This is a genomic window from Pseudomonas sp. DCB_BI (genome assembly GCF_026240995.1).
GTDB lineage: Bacteria > Pseudomonadota > Gammaproteobacteria > Pseudomonadales > Pseudomonadaceae > Aquipseudomonas.
On the sequence record NZ_JAPFCG010000026.1, the window covers coordinates 56,957 to 71,851 of the forward strand.

Sequence of the window (14,895 nt, forward strand, 5' to 3'; positions counted from 1 at the left end):
GTCAGCGCGCTCCCAGAACACGTTCGATCGGGATGAAGCGGTTGATGCCCCAGAAAATCAGGAACACCACCAACAGAAGGACCAGGCCTACGGCACTTGCAGCGCCCCAGGCGTGATACAGCTCGACATTGCGTTGCACCAGCATCGACACCAGGATGGTGCGTCCGCCACCCAGCAGCTCGGGGGTGATGAAGAAGCCCAGGCAGATTACGAACACCAGGATGGAGCCTGCCATGACGCCGGGGGCAGCCATCGGCAGGAACACTCGACGGAACGAATAGAACGGCGAGGCGCCCAGGCTGCTGGAGGCTTGCAGCAGGTCCTGGGGGATCTTGCGCATCACCGCGTACAAAGGCAGCACCATGAACGGCAACATCACATGCAAGGTACCTATCACTGTGCCGGTGGTGTTGTGCATCAAGTTCAATGGCTTGTCGATCAGGCCCAGGTCGAGCAGGGTCTGGTTGACCAGGCCGCGTCGCTGCAACAGCACCAGCCACGCGTAGGAGCGCACCAGTACGCTGGTCCAGAAGGGGATGATCACGCAGACCAGAATCAAGTTGCCCCACACCCCCTGCAGCCGCGCCGCGGCGTAGGCGATGGGGAAGCCCAGCAAGATCGAAAGTAGGGTAACGATCAGGCTGATCTTGAAGGTCAGGGCGAAGGTGTCCCAATAGATGCGCTCTTCGAAGATGCGCAGGTAATTGGCCAGGGTGAAGCCATCGTCACCCTGCACCGACTGCAGGGCCAGCCAGCCCAAGGGCAGTATCAGCAACACCACGACCATCAGCAACGCCGGCAGCAGCAAGAGCAGCATGCTCGTGTGCTCCTTGCGTTCTTCACGTTGCAGTGCCTCGGGCGTGGTCATGAGGGCTGGGCTTGAGTCGGATATCGACTGTGCGAGATAAGCCTGTGTCATGTCGGCCTCCGGTCACTGCTTCTGCACGAATGACAACCAGCGCTCTTCTGCCTTGACCCCTTCGGCTGACGCCCACCATTGGGCTGATAACAGGGCCTGGCGCTGCATGTTGTCGGGCGAGGAGGGCAGTTCGGTGGCGCGTTTGGCCGGGATGATGCCGGCCTCGAAGGCTTTGGGGTTCAGCGGGCCGTAGTCGATGATCATCGGCAAGGCGGCCTGGAGGCGGGCATCAATCAATTCGTTGACGAACTTCATCGCTGCATCACGGTGCTTGGTGCCTTTGAGCACGCACAACGAATTGGTTTCGAGGATGCCTTGGTCGTAGGTGAACGTCACCGGAGCACCGTCTGCCTGCACGGCGCTGATTCGGCCGTTCCAAGCCTGGATCATGTCGACTTCGCCGTCGCTGATCAGCTGCGCCGATTGCCCGCCGGAGGTCCACCAAGTGGCGATGTGCGGTTTGATTTGCTCGAGCTTCTTGAATGCGCGGTCGACGTCCAGCGGGTAAAGTTTGTCGGGCGCTACGCCGTCTGCCAACAGGGCGATCTCCAGGGTAGGGCGTGGCAGGTTGCGCAACGAGCGTTCGCCTGGATACTTGTCTGTATTCCAGAAGTCAGCCCAGGTTTTTGGCGCGTTGTCCTTGCCGAAGGCGTCGGTGCGGTAGGCCAGCACGGTGGAGTAGCTGATGTAGCCGACGCTGTAGTCATCCTTGAGTGCGGCCGGCAGTTGGGCGGCATTTGGAATCATGGCGAGGTCGAGTTTCTCGAACAGGCCTTCTTCTTCGCCGCGGATGCAGTCGCCGGTGGGGAGGTCGACCACATCCCAGCTCACATTGCCGCTTTGCACCTGCGTCTTGATGATCGGATAGGCCTTGGGTGAGCTGTCCTGCTTAAGGGTCAAGCCGAGCTTCTTGGCCGCTGGCTCCAGGATCGCCTTGCTTTGTGCTTCCTGGTAGGCGCCGCCCTGTGAGACGAAGGTGATCGAGTCTGCAGCCTGGGCAAGCGATGCGCTGCCGATCAGCAGGGTGAGGGTGCAAAGCTGCCAGGTGCGTAGCGTAGACATTGTCATGTGCAAAACTCCCATTCGGATGTGGGCAGGTGCAGGATGCGAGCGGGGCGCGGTCTTATCGGGCCGCTGTGTGGTTGACCCCTCGGTCTAATGTACCGGCAGGGCCCAGGCGCAAGGGCGCACAAATGGGCGCTGCGAGAGTGCTTTATTGCAAAAACCGAGGGGTTGACGGCATATCGTGCGCAGAGGGCTCAGTCATGCCGGTTTGAAGGCCAATGATGTTCAGTCTAACCGGGCCAGGGTGTCGCTGATGGCGGCGCCCACCTGCTGGGTGGAAAGTGTGCCGCCCATGTCAGGTGTGACCGAACCGTCGGCAATTACCCGTTCGATGGCCTTGAGCATGTCGTCGTGGGCGCGCTGGTAACGCTCATCTCCCTGGCCCAGGAATTCCAGCATCAGCGCACCTGACCAGATCATCGCGATCGGGTTGGCGATGTTCTTGCCGAAGATGTCCGGTGCAGAACCATGCACAGGTTCGAACAGTGACGGGAAGTTGCGTTCAGGGTTGAGGTTGGCCGACGGGGCAATGCCAATGGTGCCCGCGCAGGCCGGTCCCAGGTCCGACAGGATGTCGCCGAACAGGTTGGACGCCACCACTACATCGAAGCGCTCTGGCTGCAACACGAAACGCGCACAGAGGATGTCGATATGCTGCTTGTCCCAGCTGACGTGCGGATAGTGAGCCGCCATTGCTTCGGTGCGCTTGTCCCAGTACGGCATGCTGATGGCCATACCGTTGGACTTGGTGGCCGAAGTCACGTGCTTGCGCTCGCGTTTCTCGGCGAGGTCGAACGCATACTTGAGGATACGATCGACGCCACGGCGGGTGAAGATCGATTCCTGAATGACGATTTCGTTTTCAGTGTTCTCGAACATGATGCCACCGAGCGACGAGTATTCGCCTTCGGTGTTCTCCCGCACCACCACGAAATCGATGTCGCCGACCTTGCGGTTGGCCAAGGCGCACGGCACCCCTGGGAACAGGCGCACCGGGCGGATGTTCACGTACTGGTCGAACTCGCGGCGGAACTTGAGCAGTGAGCCCCACAGGGAAATGTGGTCAGGTACCTTGTCAGGCCAACCCACGGCACCGAAGTAGATGGCGTCGTATTGCTTGAGTTGTTCGGCCCAGTCATCCGGCATCATCTTGCCGTGTTGCAAGTAGTAGTCGCAGCTGGCCCATTCGAAGGTGTCGAACTGCAGCGCCAGGCCATGCTTGAGCGCGGCGGCTTCCAATACACGGATGCCTTCTGGCAGGACTTCGAGGCCGATACCGTCCCCAGGGATGGCAGCGATGCGGAAAGAGTGTGCAGGCATGGCAGTAGCTCTGTTCGATGAAGGAAGCACTAGGCTAATCCTATTCGTTTCGGACACAATCAGCTTCTCTGTTGAAACTTGGTTTCTGATTCGTGAATAATTTGCCTAGCCTGCACGATCTGAAAGTATTTCTGCTGGTCGCACGCCGCTTCAGCTTCACGGCCGCCGCAGATGAACTGGGTATGTCTCCCGCGTTCGTCAGCAAGCGCATCAGAGCGCTGGAGCAAGACCTGAGCCTGCGTCTGCTGCACCGCTCAACCCGCAGCGTGACGCTGACCGACGAGGGTGAGCGGGTCAGCCGCTGGGCACAGCAGTTGCTGTATCAGGTGAGTCAACTGGGCGATGAGATCGATGCCCTACACGGCGAGCCCAAGGGTTTGTTGCGGGTGGTGAGTAGCCCCGGTCTTGGGCGGCGGATGGTTGCCCCGGCTTTGGCGGAGTTGGCTGCGCGCTACCCAGGCCTGGATATTCGTCTTGATGTTCAGGATCGCCTGGTCGATTTGGTAGAGGAGGGCGTTGACCTGGACATTCGGGTGGGTAACGACCTCCCCCCCGATGTCATCGCCAAGCCGCTGGCGCAAAATCACCGGGTGCTGTGTGCCAGCCCGCACTACCTGCGCGTCCATGGCACACCGGCTTCGTTGAGCGACCTTGGGCACCACGATTGCCTGGTGATCAAGGAGCGCGATCATCCTTTTGGCGTATGGAACCTGGCGGGCCCCAGAGGCCCGGAGACGGTGAAGGTAACCGGCAGTTTATCGACCAACAACGGTGAAATCGCTCGTCAGTGGTGCTTGGATGGCCGTGGCATATTGCTGCGTTCGATGTGGGACATCAAAGATGACTTACAGTCAGCACGGTTGGTGCAGGTGCTCGGTGACTACTGGCAGGCCGCGGATATCTGGGCAGTGCATACATCGCCTTTGCTCAATTCGGCGAAGGTGAAGGTGACCGTGGAGTTTCTCAGTGAGTATTTTCGGGGGCGTTGTAGTTAAGTATGACTACAGCGTGGCTGCCCCTTTCTTAAAGCGAAGCATTCTTTGCTTTAAGGAAGGGGCAGTGGGTGGTGAGTTCAACCAAAAGCCGGTATTTGTCCCGCATGTCCGGCGATTCGCCAGCACGCCATTGGACCCATTTCAAGTCTGGGTGAAAAATCAGACCAGTATGAGAACCTAGGGCAGGCCATGCGCTCAGCGCGAGGGTGCCTGTTCCAGGACGGCACGCGCCTGCGGATCCAGGCTGTAACACTTGTCGCTGCCCAGCTGGATGACGCCTTCGGCGCATAGCCGCTTGAGTACTTCGCGAACGCTGAGAAACGACAGCGGAATATCCAGCTGTTCCAATTGTGCATGCACGCCCCGCACGCCAATACTGCGGCCATTGCGATCGGCTGCGTGCAAGGCGTCGATCACCTTGAGGCGAATCAGGCTGGTACGCAGGCCGAAGGTGCGCAGCAGCTCACGTATCTGCTCGTTGCCGATGCGTTCGTCAGCGAAAGCGTCCTGTCCCTTGGGCGCTTTGCCTGGGACGCGCCCGGCCTGGATCGAGGGTTGCGGGTTGTACATGTGAATGCTCCTTTTCGTGGACGAACCCGAAATATGGGTGCCTCACTTAATAGGACGAATGAGAACGCAAAAACTGCAACCCACTCGGAAAAAAAATGCCTGTTTGTCATCAAGACGTTCCATCGCCCGGTAAACCGTAAAATTTTCATCTGGCCATTCGTCTGATCGGGATGACCCCCCTGAACCTGAGGAGTGCCCGTGTTCCCACTTTCCCGTCCGATGAGTTGCGCCGGCCTGGCTGCCGCCCTGGTGGCCCTTGGCGTTGGCACGCAGGCGCACGCCGCCGCCGATGCCAGTGCGCAGATTCGCCGCACCAGTTACGGCGTGCCGCATATCGTGGCCAAGGATGAACGTGGCCTGGGCTACGGCGTCGGCTATGCCTACGCGCAAGACAACCTGTGCTTGTTGGCCAATGAAGTGCTGACCGTGAGCGGTGAGCGCTCACGCCATTTCGGTGCCAAGGGCAAAACGCTTGAGCAGCGCGACAACCTCGCCAGCGACCTGTTCTTCACCTGGCTCAACAGCCCGGCGGCGGTCGATGCGTTTTTGCAGGCGCAGCCGGCGCCGGTACAGGCATTGCTGGCCGGTTATGCCAGTGGCTACAACCGGGCGCTGGCGGAGCGCCGCAGCCAGGGCCTGCCCGCCGAGTGCGGCAACGGCGAGTGGGTGCGGCCCATCACCAGCAAAGACCTGGTCAAGCTGACCCGTCGTTTGCTGGCGGAGGGTGGCGCCGGGCAATTCGTCGAGGCACTGGTAGGGGCGCACCCGCCCGGGCAGAACCGCGAGCGCACGGCGGCTGGCTTTGCAGCTGCGCTGGCCCGGCAGGAGCGGTTTGCCTCGGAGCGGGGCAGCAATGCCGTGGCCGTGGGGGCGCAGCGCTCGGCCAATGGCCGCGGCCTGTTGCTGGCCAACCCGCACTTCCCGTGGATGGGCGGCATGCGCTTCTACCAGATGCAGCTGACCATTCCTGGCCATCTCGATGTGATGGGCGCAGCGTTGCCGGGCCTGCCGATGATCAATATCGGTTTCAACCAGCACCTGGCCTGGACCCACACCGTCGACACCTCGAAGCATTTCACCCTCTACCGCCTACAACTCGACCCTAAGGACCCGACCCGTTACCTGCTCGATGGCAAGTCGCTGCCGCTGGCCCGGCAAACCCTCAGCGTCACGGTCAAGGCGGAGGATGGCAGCCTGGGCCAGGTCGAGCGGCAGGTCTACAGCTCGCAGTTCGGCCCGGTGGTGCAATGGCCAGGGCGCCTGGACTGGGATGCGCAGGCGGCCTACAGCGTGCGTGACGCCAACCTTGAGAATACGCGGGTGCTGCAGCAGTGGTACCAGATCAACCGTGCCGATAGCCTGGCGACATTGAAGGGGTCGGTCGAACAGTTGCAGGGCATCCCTTGGGTCAACACGCTGGCCGTTGACCAGGCTGGCCGCGCGCTGTACCTGAACCAGTCGGTGGTGCCGTATGTTGATCAGCAGTTGCTGGAAACCTGCAGCAACCCGCAGGTGCAAGGGCGTCTGGTGGTGCTGGATGGTTCGCGCAGCGCCTGTCAGTGGAAAGTCGATGCCCAGGCGGCGCAACCGGGCATCTTCCCGGCGCGGCTGCTGCCAAGCCTTGAGCGTGATGACTTCGTGCAGAACTCCAACGACCCAGCCTGGATGGCCAACCCGGCACAGCCGCTGACCGGCTACTCGCCGCTGGTCAGCCGCAATGACCAGCCGCTGGGCATGCGTGGTCGATTTGCCCTGCAGCGTCTGCAGGGCTCGGCCCGGCTGGGTGCCGATGACCTGCAGCGGATGGTGACCGATGATGAGGTCTACCTGGCCAGCCTGGTGCTGCCAGATCTGTTGCAATGGTGCAAAAGCGCCGGGGCCGATGTGCAGGCTGTGTGCAGCAGCCTGGCCGCCTGGAACGGCAAGGCCGACCTCGACAGCGGCATTGGCCTGGTGCATTTCCAGAATCTGTTCGATGCCTTGGCCGAGCACCCGGAAAGCTGGCGAGTGGCATTCAACCCGGCTGACCCTCAGCATACGCCGCGCGGCCTGGCTGTTGAGCAGGCGGCCGTGAGCAAGCTGGTACATCAGGCAGCACTGGCGTCGCTCAAGCAGGTCAGTGAAAGTGGCGTGGCCGGGGAGGCGCGCTGGGGGCAGGTGCAACAGGCCCTTGATGGCACGCCGGTTCCGGGCGGCCCGCAGGCGCTAGGGGTGTACAACGCGATCTACAGCGTGCCGCACGGGCAGGGCAAGCGGCTGGTGGTCAGTGGTACCAGCTACCTGCAACTGGTCAGCTTCACCGACAAGGGGCCGGAAGCGCGTGGGTTGCTGGCGTTCTCGCAGTCGAGCGAAGCGGCTTCTGCGCATGCCAGTGACCAGACCAAGGCCTTTGCAGCCAAGCAGCTGGCGGTGATTCCGTTTACAGAGGCGCAGATCAAGGCAGACCCGGCGTATCGGGAAATGGTGATCAGTGAGCGGGACAAAGGGGCGGTGGTTCAGCAGTGAGGCCTGCTGGCCTCTTCGCGGGCAAGCCTGCGAAGAGGTCGGCCCTCCCAACCCTGTAATGTCAGGAAAACTCGAACGGCGCCAGCTGAAACCCTTGTTCATCTACCTGCAACGCCCAGCCGCGGCGGTCCCAGTCGCCCAGTACGATGCGCCGTGCCGGCTGCCCATCGACCACCAGCTTGTGAATCGCTGGCCGGTGGGTATGGCCGTGCACCAAGGTGCGCACGCCATGCGCCGCCATCACCTTGGGTACTTCTTCTGGCGTGACGTCGACGATTTCGGTGGACTTCATCCGCACTTGCGTGCGGCTTTCGCTGCGCAGCTTGCGTGCCAGCTTGTAGCGGGCCGACAGCGGCAGGTGGCGGAGGATCCACAAGCTCAGCGGGTTGCGCAGCAGGCGGCGCATCTTCATATAGCCCAGATCGCGGGTGCACAGGGTGTCGCCATGCATCAGCAGCACCTGCTCACCACCCAGCTCGATCACGCTGGGGTCGCTCAACAATGTGCAGCCAGCGGCATCGCAGAACGCCTGGCCTATCAGGAAGTCACGGTTGCCATGCATCAGGTAGATGGCCGTGCCGCTGTCGCTCAACCGGCGCATGGCCTGGCAGATCGACTCCTGGAAAGGCGTCATGGCGTCGTCGCCAATCCACGCTTCGAAGAAATCGCCAAGGATGTACAGCGCCCTGGCGTGGCGGGCACGGCCGTCTAGCAGATCAAGAAACGCCCGGGAAATGTCCGGGCGCTCTTCTTGCAAATGCAGATCGGAGATCAGCAGTATCACTCAATGATCTCGGCTTTCTCGATGACCACGTCGTCCTTCGGTACGTCCTGGTGGCCAGCCTTGGAGCCGGTAGCCACTTTTTCGATGGCGTCGACCACTTCACGGCCTTCGATCACTTCACCAAACACCGCGTAGCCCCAGCCCTGGACGTTCTTGCCGCTGTGGTTGAGGAAGTCGTTGTCGGAGGCGTTGATGAAGAACTGTGCCGAAGCAGAGTGCGGCTCCATGGTGCGAGCCATGGCGATGCTGTACTTGGTGTTCTTCAGGCCGTTGTCCGCTTCGTTCTGGATGCTGGCGCGGGTTTTCTTCTGGTTCATGCCTGGCTCGAAGCCGCCGCCCTGGATCATGAAGCCCTTGATCACGCGGTGGAACACCGTGTTGTCGAAGTGGCCGTCTTTGACGTATTGAACGAAGTTCTCAACAGTTTGCGGAGCTTTTTCGGCGTTCAGTTGCAGGACGATAGCGCCGTGGTTGGTGCTCAGTTTGACTTTGGACATGCTGAAACTCGCTCTTTCAAGGCAATCAGAAATTAGGGTGCGCAGGACGCGGGTTACCACCTGACGCAGGATCAGGCGATCACGACACATGGCGCGCACCGGCCATTTTGCCAGGCGGCGGCAAAAAGCGTGATAAATCACGGCAGTTTATCCGGGCCCGACTGTCAGCAGCTTGACTGCTTCGGCTATGATAGGCCCTTTGATTCAATCGGCCTACCCAGGCCGGACACGTGCATTCAAGGATCCTATGAGCAAGCCCACTGCCGACAACGCGCCCAACGCCGCTGCCAAAGGCGCCCCCGCTGTCCCTGCGAACTTCCTGCGGCCGATCATCCAGGCCGACCTGGACTCGGGCAAGCACAGCAGTATCGTCACCCGTTTCCCGCCGGAGCCCAATGGTTATCTGCACATCGGCCACGCCAAGTCGATCTGCGTCAACTTCGGCCTGGCCAAGGAATTCGGCGGCGTCTGCCACCTGCGCTTCGACGACACCAACCCGGCCAAGGAAGACCAGGAGTACATCGACGCCATCCAGAGCGATGTGAAGTGGCTGGGCTTCGACTGGGCCGGCGACGTGCGCTATGCCTCCGACTATTTCGACCAGTTGCACGACTGGGCGGTCGAGCTGATCAAGCGCGGCAAGGCCTACGTCTGCGACCTCACCCCTGAGCAGGCCAAGGAATACCGTGGCAACCTCAAGGAACCGGGCAAGAACAGCCCTTTCCGCGAGCGCAGCGTGGAAGAAAACCTCGACCTGTTCGCACGCATGAAGGCTGGCGAATTCCAGGACGGCGAGCGTGTGCTGCGGGCCAAGATCGACATGGCTTCGCCGAACATGAACCTGCGCGACCCGATCCTGTATCGCATCCGCCATGCCCACCACCACCAGACCGGTGACAAGTGGTGCATCTACCCCAACTACGACTTTACCCACGGCCAGTCGGATGCCATCGAGGGTATTACCCACTCGATCTGCACCCTGGAATTTGAAGGGCATCGTCCGCTGTACGACTGGTTCCTCGACAACCTGCCGGTGCCGGCCCACCCGCGCCAGTATGAGTTCAGCCGCCTGAACCTGAACTACACCATTACCTCCAAGCGCAAGCTCAAGCAGCTGGTAGACGAAAAGCACGTCGACGCCTGGGACGACCCACGCATGTCGACCCTGTCCGGCTTCCGTCGCCGCGGCTACACCCCCGCGTCTATCCGCAACTTCTGCGAAATGATCGGCACCAACCGTTCCGACGGCGTGGTGGACATGTCGATGCTCGAGTTCAGCATCCGTGACGACCTGGACCGTACTGCACCGCGCGCCATGTGCGTGCTGCGCCCGCTCAAGGTGGTCATTACCAACTACCCGGAAGGGCAGGTCGAGCAGTTGGAGTTGCCGCGCCACCCTAAAGAAGACATGGGCGTGCGTGTGCTGCCGTTCTCCCGCGAGCTGTACATCGACCGCGACGATTTCATGGAAGAGCCGCCGAAGGGCTACAAGCGCCTGGAACCGGCCGGTGAAGTGCGTCTGCGTGGCAGCTATGTGATCCGCGCCGATGAGGCGATCAAGGACGCTGACGGCACTATCGTCGAGCTGCGCTGCTCGTACGACCCCGACACCCTCGGCAAGAACCCGGAAGGCCGCAAGGTCAAAGGCGTGATCCACTGGGTTCCGGCTGAAGGCAGCGTCGAGTGCGAAGTGCGCCTGTACGACCGGCTGTTCCGCTCGCCGAACCCGGAAAAGACCGAGGAGGGCGGTAGCTTCCTCGACAACATCAACCCGGGTTCGCTGCAAGTGCTCACGGGTTGCCGCGCCGAGCCGTCGCTGGCCCAGGCGCAGCCCGAAGATCGCTTCCAGTTCGAGCGCGAAGGTTACTTCTGCGCCGACCTGAAAGACAGCCAGCCGGGCCGCCCGGTGTTCAACCGCACTGTCACCCTGCGTGACTCCTGGGGCAGCTGAGGAACCGCCGTGCTTACCATCTACAACACGCTGAGCAAAACCAAGGAAGCCTTCAAGCCGCTGGATGGCAACAAGGTGCGCATGTACGTGTGCGGCATGACCGTGTACGACTACTGCCACCTTGGTCATGGCCGCAGCATGGTGGCGTTCGACCTGGTCACCCGCTGGCTGCGCAAGAGCGGCTACGCGTTGACCTATGTGCGCAACATCACCGACATCGATGACAAAATCATCAATCGGGCCAACGAGAACGGCGAAACCTTCGACGCCCTCACTGCCCGCATGATCGACGCGATGCACGAAGACGAGCGCCGTCTGAACATCCTGCCGCCGGACCAGGAGCCGCGTGCTACCGACCATATCGCCGGTATGCACGCGATGATCCAGACCCTGATCGACAAAGGTTATGCCTACGCTCCGGGCAATGGCGACGTGTACTACCGTGTCGGCAAGTTTGTCGGCTATGGCAAGCTGTCGCGCAAGAAGATCGAAGACCTGCGTATCGGTGCCCGCATCGAGGTCGACGAAGCCAAGCAGGACCCGTTGGACTTCGTGCTATGGAAAGGCGTCAAGCCGGGTGAGCCAAGCTGGGAATCGCCATGGGGTCCGGGTCGCCCGGGCTGGCACATCGAGTGCTCGGTGATGTCCACCTGCTGCCTGGGTGACAGCTTCGACATACACGGTGGCGGCAGCGACCTGGAATTCCCGCACCACGAGAACGAGATTGCCCAGAGCGAGGCGGCCACCGGCAAGCAGTACGCCAACGCCTGGATGCATTGCGGCATGATCCGTATCAATGGCGAGAAGATGTCCAAGTCGTTGAACAACTTCTTCACCATCCGCGACGTGCTCGAGAAGTATCACCCGGAAGTGGTGCGTTACCTGCTGGTCGCCAGCCATTACCGCAGTGCTATCAACTACTCGGAAGACAGCCTGCGCGATGCCAAGGGTGCTCTGGAGCGCTTCTACCACGCCCTGCGCGGCTTGCCACGGGTGGCGGCCAAGGGTGGCGAGGCGTTTGTCGAGCGTTTCAGCGTGGCGATGAACGACGACTTCGGCACCCCCGAAGCCTGCGCCGTGCTGTTTGATCTGGTGCGGGAGATCAACCGCCTGCGCGACAGCGACGTGGAGGCTGCTGCCGGCCTGGCCGGTCGTCTGCGTGAGCTGGGTGACGTGCTGGGCGTGCTGCAGCTGGAAGCCGATGACTTCCTGCGTGCCGGTGCCGAAGGCAAGGTCGATGCGGCGGAAGTCGAAGGCTTGATCCAGGCGCGTCTGCAGGCGCGTGCGGACAAGAACTGGGCCGAGTCGGACCGCATTCGCGACCAGCTGACTGCCATGGGCGTGGTGCTGGAGGACAGCAAGGGCACGACGACCTGGCGTCTGGCTGACTAAAGCAATTGGGGCCGCAAAGCGGCCCCAATTTTTATTTAGGCAGACCCGCAAATGGGCAGTGCAGTACCAGCCTGGCCCCACCCAACTCGCTCTCACCAATCTCCAGCCCGAACCCATGCAGGTCAACGATCGCCGCAACGATCGACAGCCCCAGCCCGAACCCGGCATGGCGGTGGCCTTCATCGCTGCGATAGAACCGCTTCAGCACCGCCGTGCGTTCTTCTTCCGGAATACCCGGCCCACTGTCCTCGATGGCCACATGCACGCCGTTGTCGTTTTGGATGGCTGTAACGCGCACCTGCCCGCCCTCGGGCGTGAACTTGATCGCGTTGCCCACCAGGTTGGCCAGCGCCTCGAACAGCAGTTCACGGTCACCGTGCAAGGCCGGCAATTGCTCGGGTTGGTGCAGTTCCAGGTGGATACCGCCATCTTCGGCCAACGGCAGATAGAAGTCGTGCAGTTCGACCAGCAGGTCATGCGGGTCAAGCTGGACGAAGCCGGCCCGTCGTTGGCGGTCCTCCAGCTCGCTGATTCTTAACAGACCACGAAAACGCGCCATCAGGGTGTCGGTTTCACCGATGGCCTGGTCCAGCGCTTCGGCTTGCGCAGAATCGGCTTCGCTTTGCTGGCGAATGCGATACAGCTGGGCGCGCAGGCGGGTCAGCGGCGTGCGCAGGTCGTGGGCGATGTTGTCGCACACCCCTTTAACCTCGTGCATCAGCCGCTCTATGCGGTCGAGCATGGCATTGACAATGGCGGCCAGCATGTCCAGTTCGTCGCGTCTGGCCGACAGCGGCAGCCGATGAGTGAGGTCGCCGGCGACGATCAGTTCGGCCTGTGCCTGGATGGCGCGGATCCGCTTGAGCGGTCGGCGGCGCAGCATGTACCAGCCGGCAAACCCCGGAATCAGCGTCAAGGAGATACCCCAGAGCAGGGCGTCGAGAATGATCCGGGTCACCACGAACAGGGAGCCGTTATCGCGGAACAGCACCAGCCAGCGGCCATCCTGCACCTTGATGGCCACCGCATCGCAGCTGTCGCGCGGCATGCGTGGGTCGTCGGCATCCAGGCAGCGCTTCAGTTCATGAATTTTGCCGTCCAGCCCCAGCTCCGGGGGCAGGGTGCGCACGCTGCCGCCAAGCGGATTGAGCTGGGCGTCAAACAGGCCATAGGCGTCGAAGCTGCGTTCTTCGAAGGCCTGGCTGGCGATCAGGGCATCGTCCAGCTGCTTGCCGCTCATGTGCGCGAACAGGTGCTGGCGCTGCAGCATGGAATGGCGCGTGAGCTTGTTCAGGTAGCTGGACACCTCGAAGTACAGCACCCCCATGAGGATGCTGCTCCAGGCTACGAACAGAAAGCTGTACAGCGCCAGCAAGCGGCTGGTCGAGGAGCTCCAGCCTTTAGACGGGTTCAGCAATGGCATAGCCGGAGCCCCGTACCGTACGGATCAACGGCGACTGGCCGGGGGAGTCGATTTTCTTGCGCAGGCGGCCAATGTGCACGTCGATCAGGTTGGTACCTGGGTCGAAGTGGTAGCCCCAGACTTCCTCGAAGATCATCATCCGTGTGATGACCTGGCCGCTGTGGCGCATCAGGTACTCCAGCAGTTTGTACTCGGTGGGCAGCAGGTTGAGGGTATTGTCACCGCGGCGCGCCTCGTGGCTGATCAGGTCCAGTTGCAAGTCGGCGACCTGCAGGCGGGTCTGGGTCATGGGCACGCTGTTGCGCCGCAGCAGGACCTCGACGCGGGCGGCCATTTCGTCCGAGGCGAACGGTTTGGTCAGGTAGTCGTCACCGCCGGCCCGCAGGCCACGCACCCGCTCGTCGACATCGGAGAGGGCGCTGATCATCAGGATCGGCGTGGCGATCTTGAGGCTGCGCAGGGTGGTGACGATGGTCAGGCCATCGACCTCGGGCAGCATGCGGTCGAGGGTAATCAGGTCGTAACCGCCGGCAATGGCTTTGGCCAGGCCTTCACGGCCATTGTCGGCCCAATCCACCTCCAGGCCGTGGCTGGAGAGTTCGGCGACGATTTCCTGGCCGGTGACGGCGTCGTCTTCGATGGTCAGTACGCGAGGCATGCTGGTTCCCGGGCATCTAAATAGAGATTTGATTGTGCCAAAGAATAGACAACCGGCGATTTAAGAAAAATTCATCTAGCTGCCTTGCCCCGACTCAGCCGCCGGCATGCATGATCTGCGCAATGATCGGCACGGGGGTCATCAGGTGCGAGCGCATCATCGCACTGGCACGCTTGGCATCGCGCGCAAGGATCACTTCGACCAGCGCCGCATGCTCCTGGCGCTTGAGCTCTAGCGCCTGTTCGGAAAACACCGTTTGCGTCAGCCATAGATGGCGGTAGCGCTCGGCCTGGTCGAACAGGTAGGAGCGCGCCTGCAACAGGTGCTTGGAGCCGCAGCCCGAGGCAATCGCGGTATGGAACGCCTTGTGCCGCTCGTCCCAAACATCCAGGCGCTGCTCGCGGGTTTTCACTTCCACTACCTTGGCCAAGGTGTGCGAATGGGCCAGCACCGACGCCTCCCAGGCGTCGTCCCCGCGTTCGATGGCCAGGGCGATGATCATGGCTTCCAGGTTGGCCCGGGCATCGTAGATGTCGTTCATCTCGTCCAGCGACATCGGCGCTACCCGATAACCTTTTTGGCTGATCGCATTGACCAGATGTTCGGCCACCAGTTGCGACAGGGCCTCGCGCAGCGGACCCACGCCGAGGTCATAGCGTTCCTTCAGGGCACTCATCAGCAGCTTTTCGCCGGGCTTGAACACGCCGCGAATGATGTCCTTCTTGAGCCTCTCATACCCGCTGAATGCTGAGTTTTGTCGGGGGGCGAGCGCTTCCAAGATCCTGTTCCTCAAAACGTTTAGCCGATCATACCGAA

At 61.7% G+C, this 14,895-nt stretch carries 13 protein-coding genes; 4 read left to right on the forward strand and 9 right to left on the reverse strand.

Annotation, left to right across the window (positions count from 1 at the left end):
- Window position 1: 1 nt before the first annotated feature.
- From OO258_RS23980 to OO258_RS23990, 3 genes are all read right to left on the reverse strand, one after another.
- Window positions 2–919 carry an ABC transporter permease gene (locus OO258_RS23980; protein ID WP_266033456.1) on the reverse strand — a complete coding sequence of 306 codons (918 nt, stop codon included), beginning with the start codon at window positions 917–919 and terminating at the stop codon, window positions 2–4.
- Between the two features lie 12 nt (window positions 920–931).
- Window positions 932–1,987: an ABC transporter substrate-binding protein gene (locus OO258_RS23985; protein ID WP_266033457.1), complete on the reverse strand. Its 1,056-nt coding sequence runs from the start codon at window positions 1,985–1,987 to the stop codon at window positions 932–934.
- 222 nt (window positions 1,988–2,209) lie between these two features.
- Window positions 2,210–3,304, reverse strand: coding sequence for a tartrate dehydrogenase (locus OO258_RS23990; RefSeq protein WP_266033458.1), 1,095 nt, complete (start codon window positions 3,302–3,304; stop codon window positions 2,210–2,212).
- A 92-nt stretch (window positions 3,305–3,396) separates the two neighbouring features.
- Here OO258_RS23990 and OO258_RS23995 point away from each other — a divergent pair, with 92 nt between their 5' ends.
- On the forward strand, window positions 3,397–4,299 hold the full coding sequence (locus OO258_RS23995) for a LysR substrate-binding domain-containing protein (RefSeq protein WP_266033459.1): 903 nt from the start codon (window positions 3,397–3,399) through the stop codon (window positions 4,297–4,299).
- A gap of 195 nt (window positions 4,300–4,494) precedes the next feature.
- Here the strand turns inward: OO258_RS23995 and OO258_RS24000 are convergent, their stop codons facing one another.
- Window positions 4,495–4,869 (reverse strand): fe2+ zn2+ uptake regulation protein, encoded by a 375-nt coding sequence (locus OO258_RS24000; protein WP_110744296.1) that lies wholly within the window; start codon window positions 4,867–4,869, stop codon window positions 4,495–4,497.
- Window positions 4,870–5,067: 198 nt separating this feature from the next.
- On the opposite strand from OO258_RS24000, the gene OO258_RS24005 reads away from it, so the two are divergent.
- Entirely contained in the window at window positions 5,068–7,374 is a 2,307-nt protein-coding gene (locus OO258_RS24005) for an acylase (RefSeq protein ID WP_266033460.1), read from the forward strand.
- A 61-nt stretch (window positions 7,375–7,435) separates the two neighbouring features.
- Here OO258_RS24005 and OO258_RS24010 read toward each other — a convergent pair whose 3' ends face one another.
- On the reverse strand, window positions 7,436–8,158 hold the full coding sequence (locus OO258_RS24010) for a UDP-2,3-diacylglucosamine diphosphatase (protein ID WP_266033461.1): 723 nt from the start codon (window positions 8,156–8,158) through the stop codon (window positions 7,436–7,438).
- Window positions 8,155–8,655: a peptidylprolyl isomerase gene (locus tag OO258_RS24015; protein ID WP_110744294.1), complete on the reverse strand. Its 501-nt coding sequence runs from the start codon at window positions 8,653–8,655 to the stop codon at window positions 8,155–8,157. Before OO258_RS24015 ends, OO258_RS24010 begins: the two co-directional genes overlap by 4 nt.
- A 247-nt stretch (window positions 8,656–8,902) precedes the next feature.
- Here OO258_RS24015 and OO258_RS24020 point away from each other — a divergent pair, with 247 nt between their 5' ends.
- Window positions 8,903–10,606 carry a glutamine--tRNA ligase/YqeY domain fusion protein gene (locus tag OO258_RS24020; protein ID WP_266033462.1) on the forward strand — a complete coding sequence of 568 codons (1,704 nt, stop codon included), beginning with the start codon at window positions 8,903–8,905 and terminating at the stop codon, window positions 10,604–10,606.
- 9 nt (window positions 10,607–10,615) lie between these two features.
- Window positions 10,616–11,998 (forward strand): cysteine--tRNA ligase, encoded by a 1,383-nt coding sequence (gene cysS, locus OO258_RS24025; RefSeq protein ID WP_110744292.1) that lies wholly within the window; start codon window positions 10,616–10,618, stop codon window positions 11,996–11,998.
- A gap of 31 nt (window positions 11,999–12,029) precedes the next feature.
- On the opposite strand, the gene OO258_RS24030 is transcribed toward cysS, so the two are convergent.
- The 3 genes from OO258_RS24030 to csiR form a co-directional block, all read right to left on the reverse strand.
- Window positions 12,030–13,421, reverse strand: a complete 1,392-nt coding sequence (locus OO258_RS24030) for a sensor histidine kinase (protein ID WP_266033463.1) — start codon at window positions 13,419–13,421, stop codon at window positions 12,030–12,032.
- A complete protein-coding gene (locus tag OO258_RS24035; RefSeq protein ID WP_110744290.1) occupies window positions 13,399–14,079 on the reverse strand; it encodes a response regulator transcription factor in 681 nt (226 codons plus the stop codon). The genes OO258_RS24030 and OO258_RS24035 overlap by 23 nt, the downstream gene beginning before the upstream one ends.
- 94 nt (window positions 14,080–14,173) lie before the next feature.
- The gene (gene csiR, locus OO258_RS24040) at window positions 14,174–14,857 is read right to left on the reverse strand and encodes a DNA-binding transcriptional regulator CsiR (protein WP_266033465.1); all 684 of its coding nucleotides are present in this window, start codon (window positions 14,855–14,857) and stop codon (window positions 14,174–14,176) included.
- Window positions 14,858–14,895: the final 38 nt, after the last annotated feature.

What these genes read in the sequence shown, in the direction of transcription:
- OO258_RS23980 (WP_266033456.1), bottom strand. Translation starts at nt 919, where the DNA reads ATGACACAGGCTTATCTCGCACAGTCGATATCCGACTCAAGCCCAGCC.
- OO258_RS23985 (WP_266033457.1), bottom strand. Translation starts at nt 1,987, where the DNA reads ATGACAATGTCTACGCTACGCACCTGGCAGCTTTGCACCCTCACCCTG.
- OO258_RS23990 (WP_266033458.1), bottom strand. Translation starts at nt 3,304, where the DNA reads ATGCCTGCACACTCTTTCCGCATCGCTGCCATCCCTGGGGACGGTATC.
- OO258_RS24000 (WP_110744296.1), bottom strand. Translation starts at nt 4,869, where the DNA reads ATGTACAACCCGCAACCCTCGATCCAGGCCGGGCGCGTCCCAGGCAAA.
- OO258_RS24015 (WP_110744294.1), bottom strand. Translation starts at nt 8,655, where the DNA reads ATGTCCAAAGTCAAACTGAGCACCAACCACGGCGCTATCGTCCTGCAA.
- OO258_RS24020 (WP_266033462.1), top strand. Translation starts at nt 8,903, where the DNA reads ATGAGCAAGCCCACTGCCGACAACGCGCCCAACGCCGCTGCCAAAGGC.
- OO258_RS24030 (WP_266033463.1), bottom strand. Translation starts at nt 13,421, where the DNA reads ATGCCATTGCTGAACCCGTCTAAAGGCTGGAGCTCCTCGACCAGCCGC.
- OO258_RS24035 (WP_110744290.1), bottom strand. Translation starts at nt 14,079, where the DNA reads ATGCCTCGCGTACTGACCATCGAAGACGACGCCGTCACCGGCCAGGAA.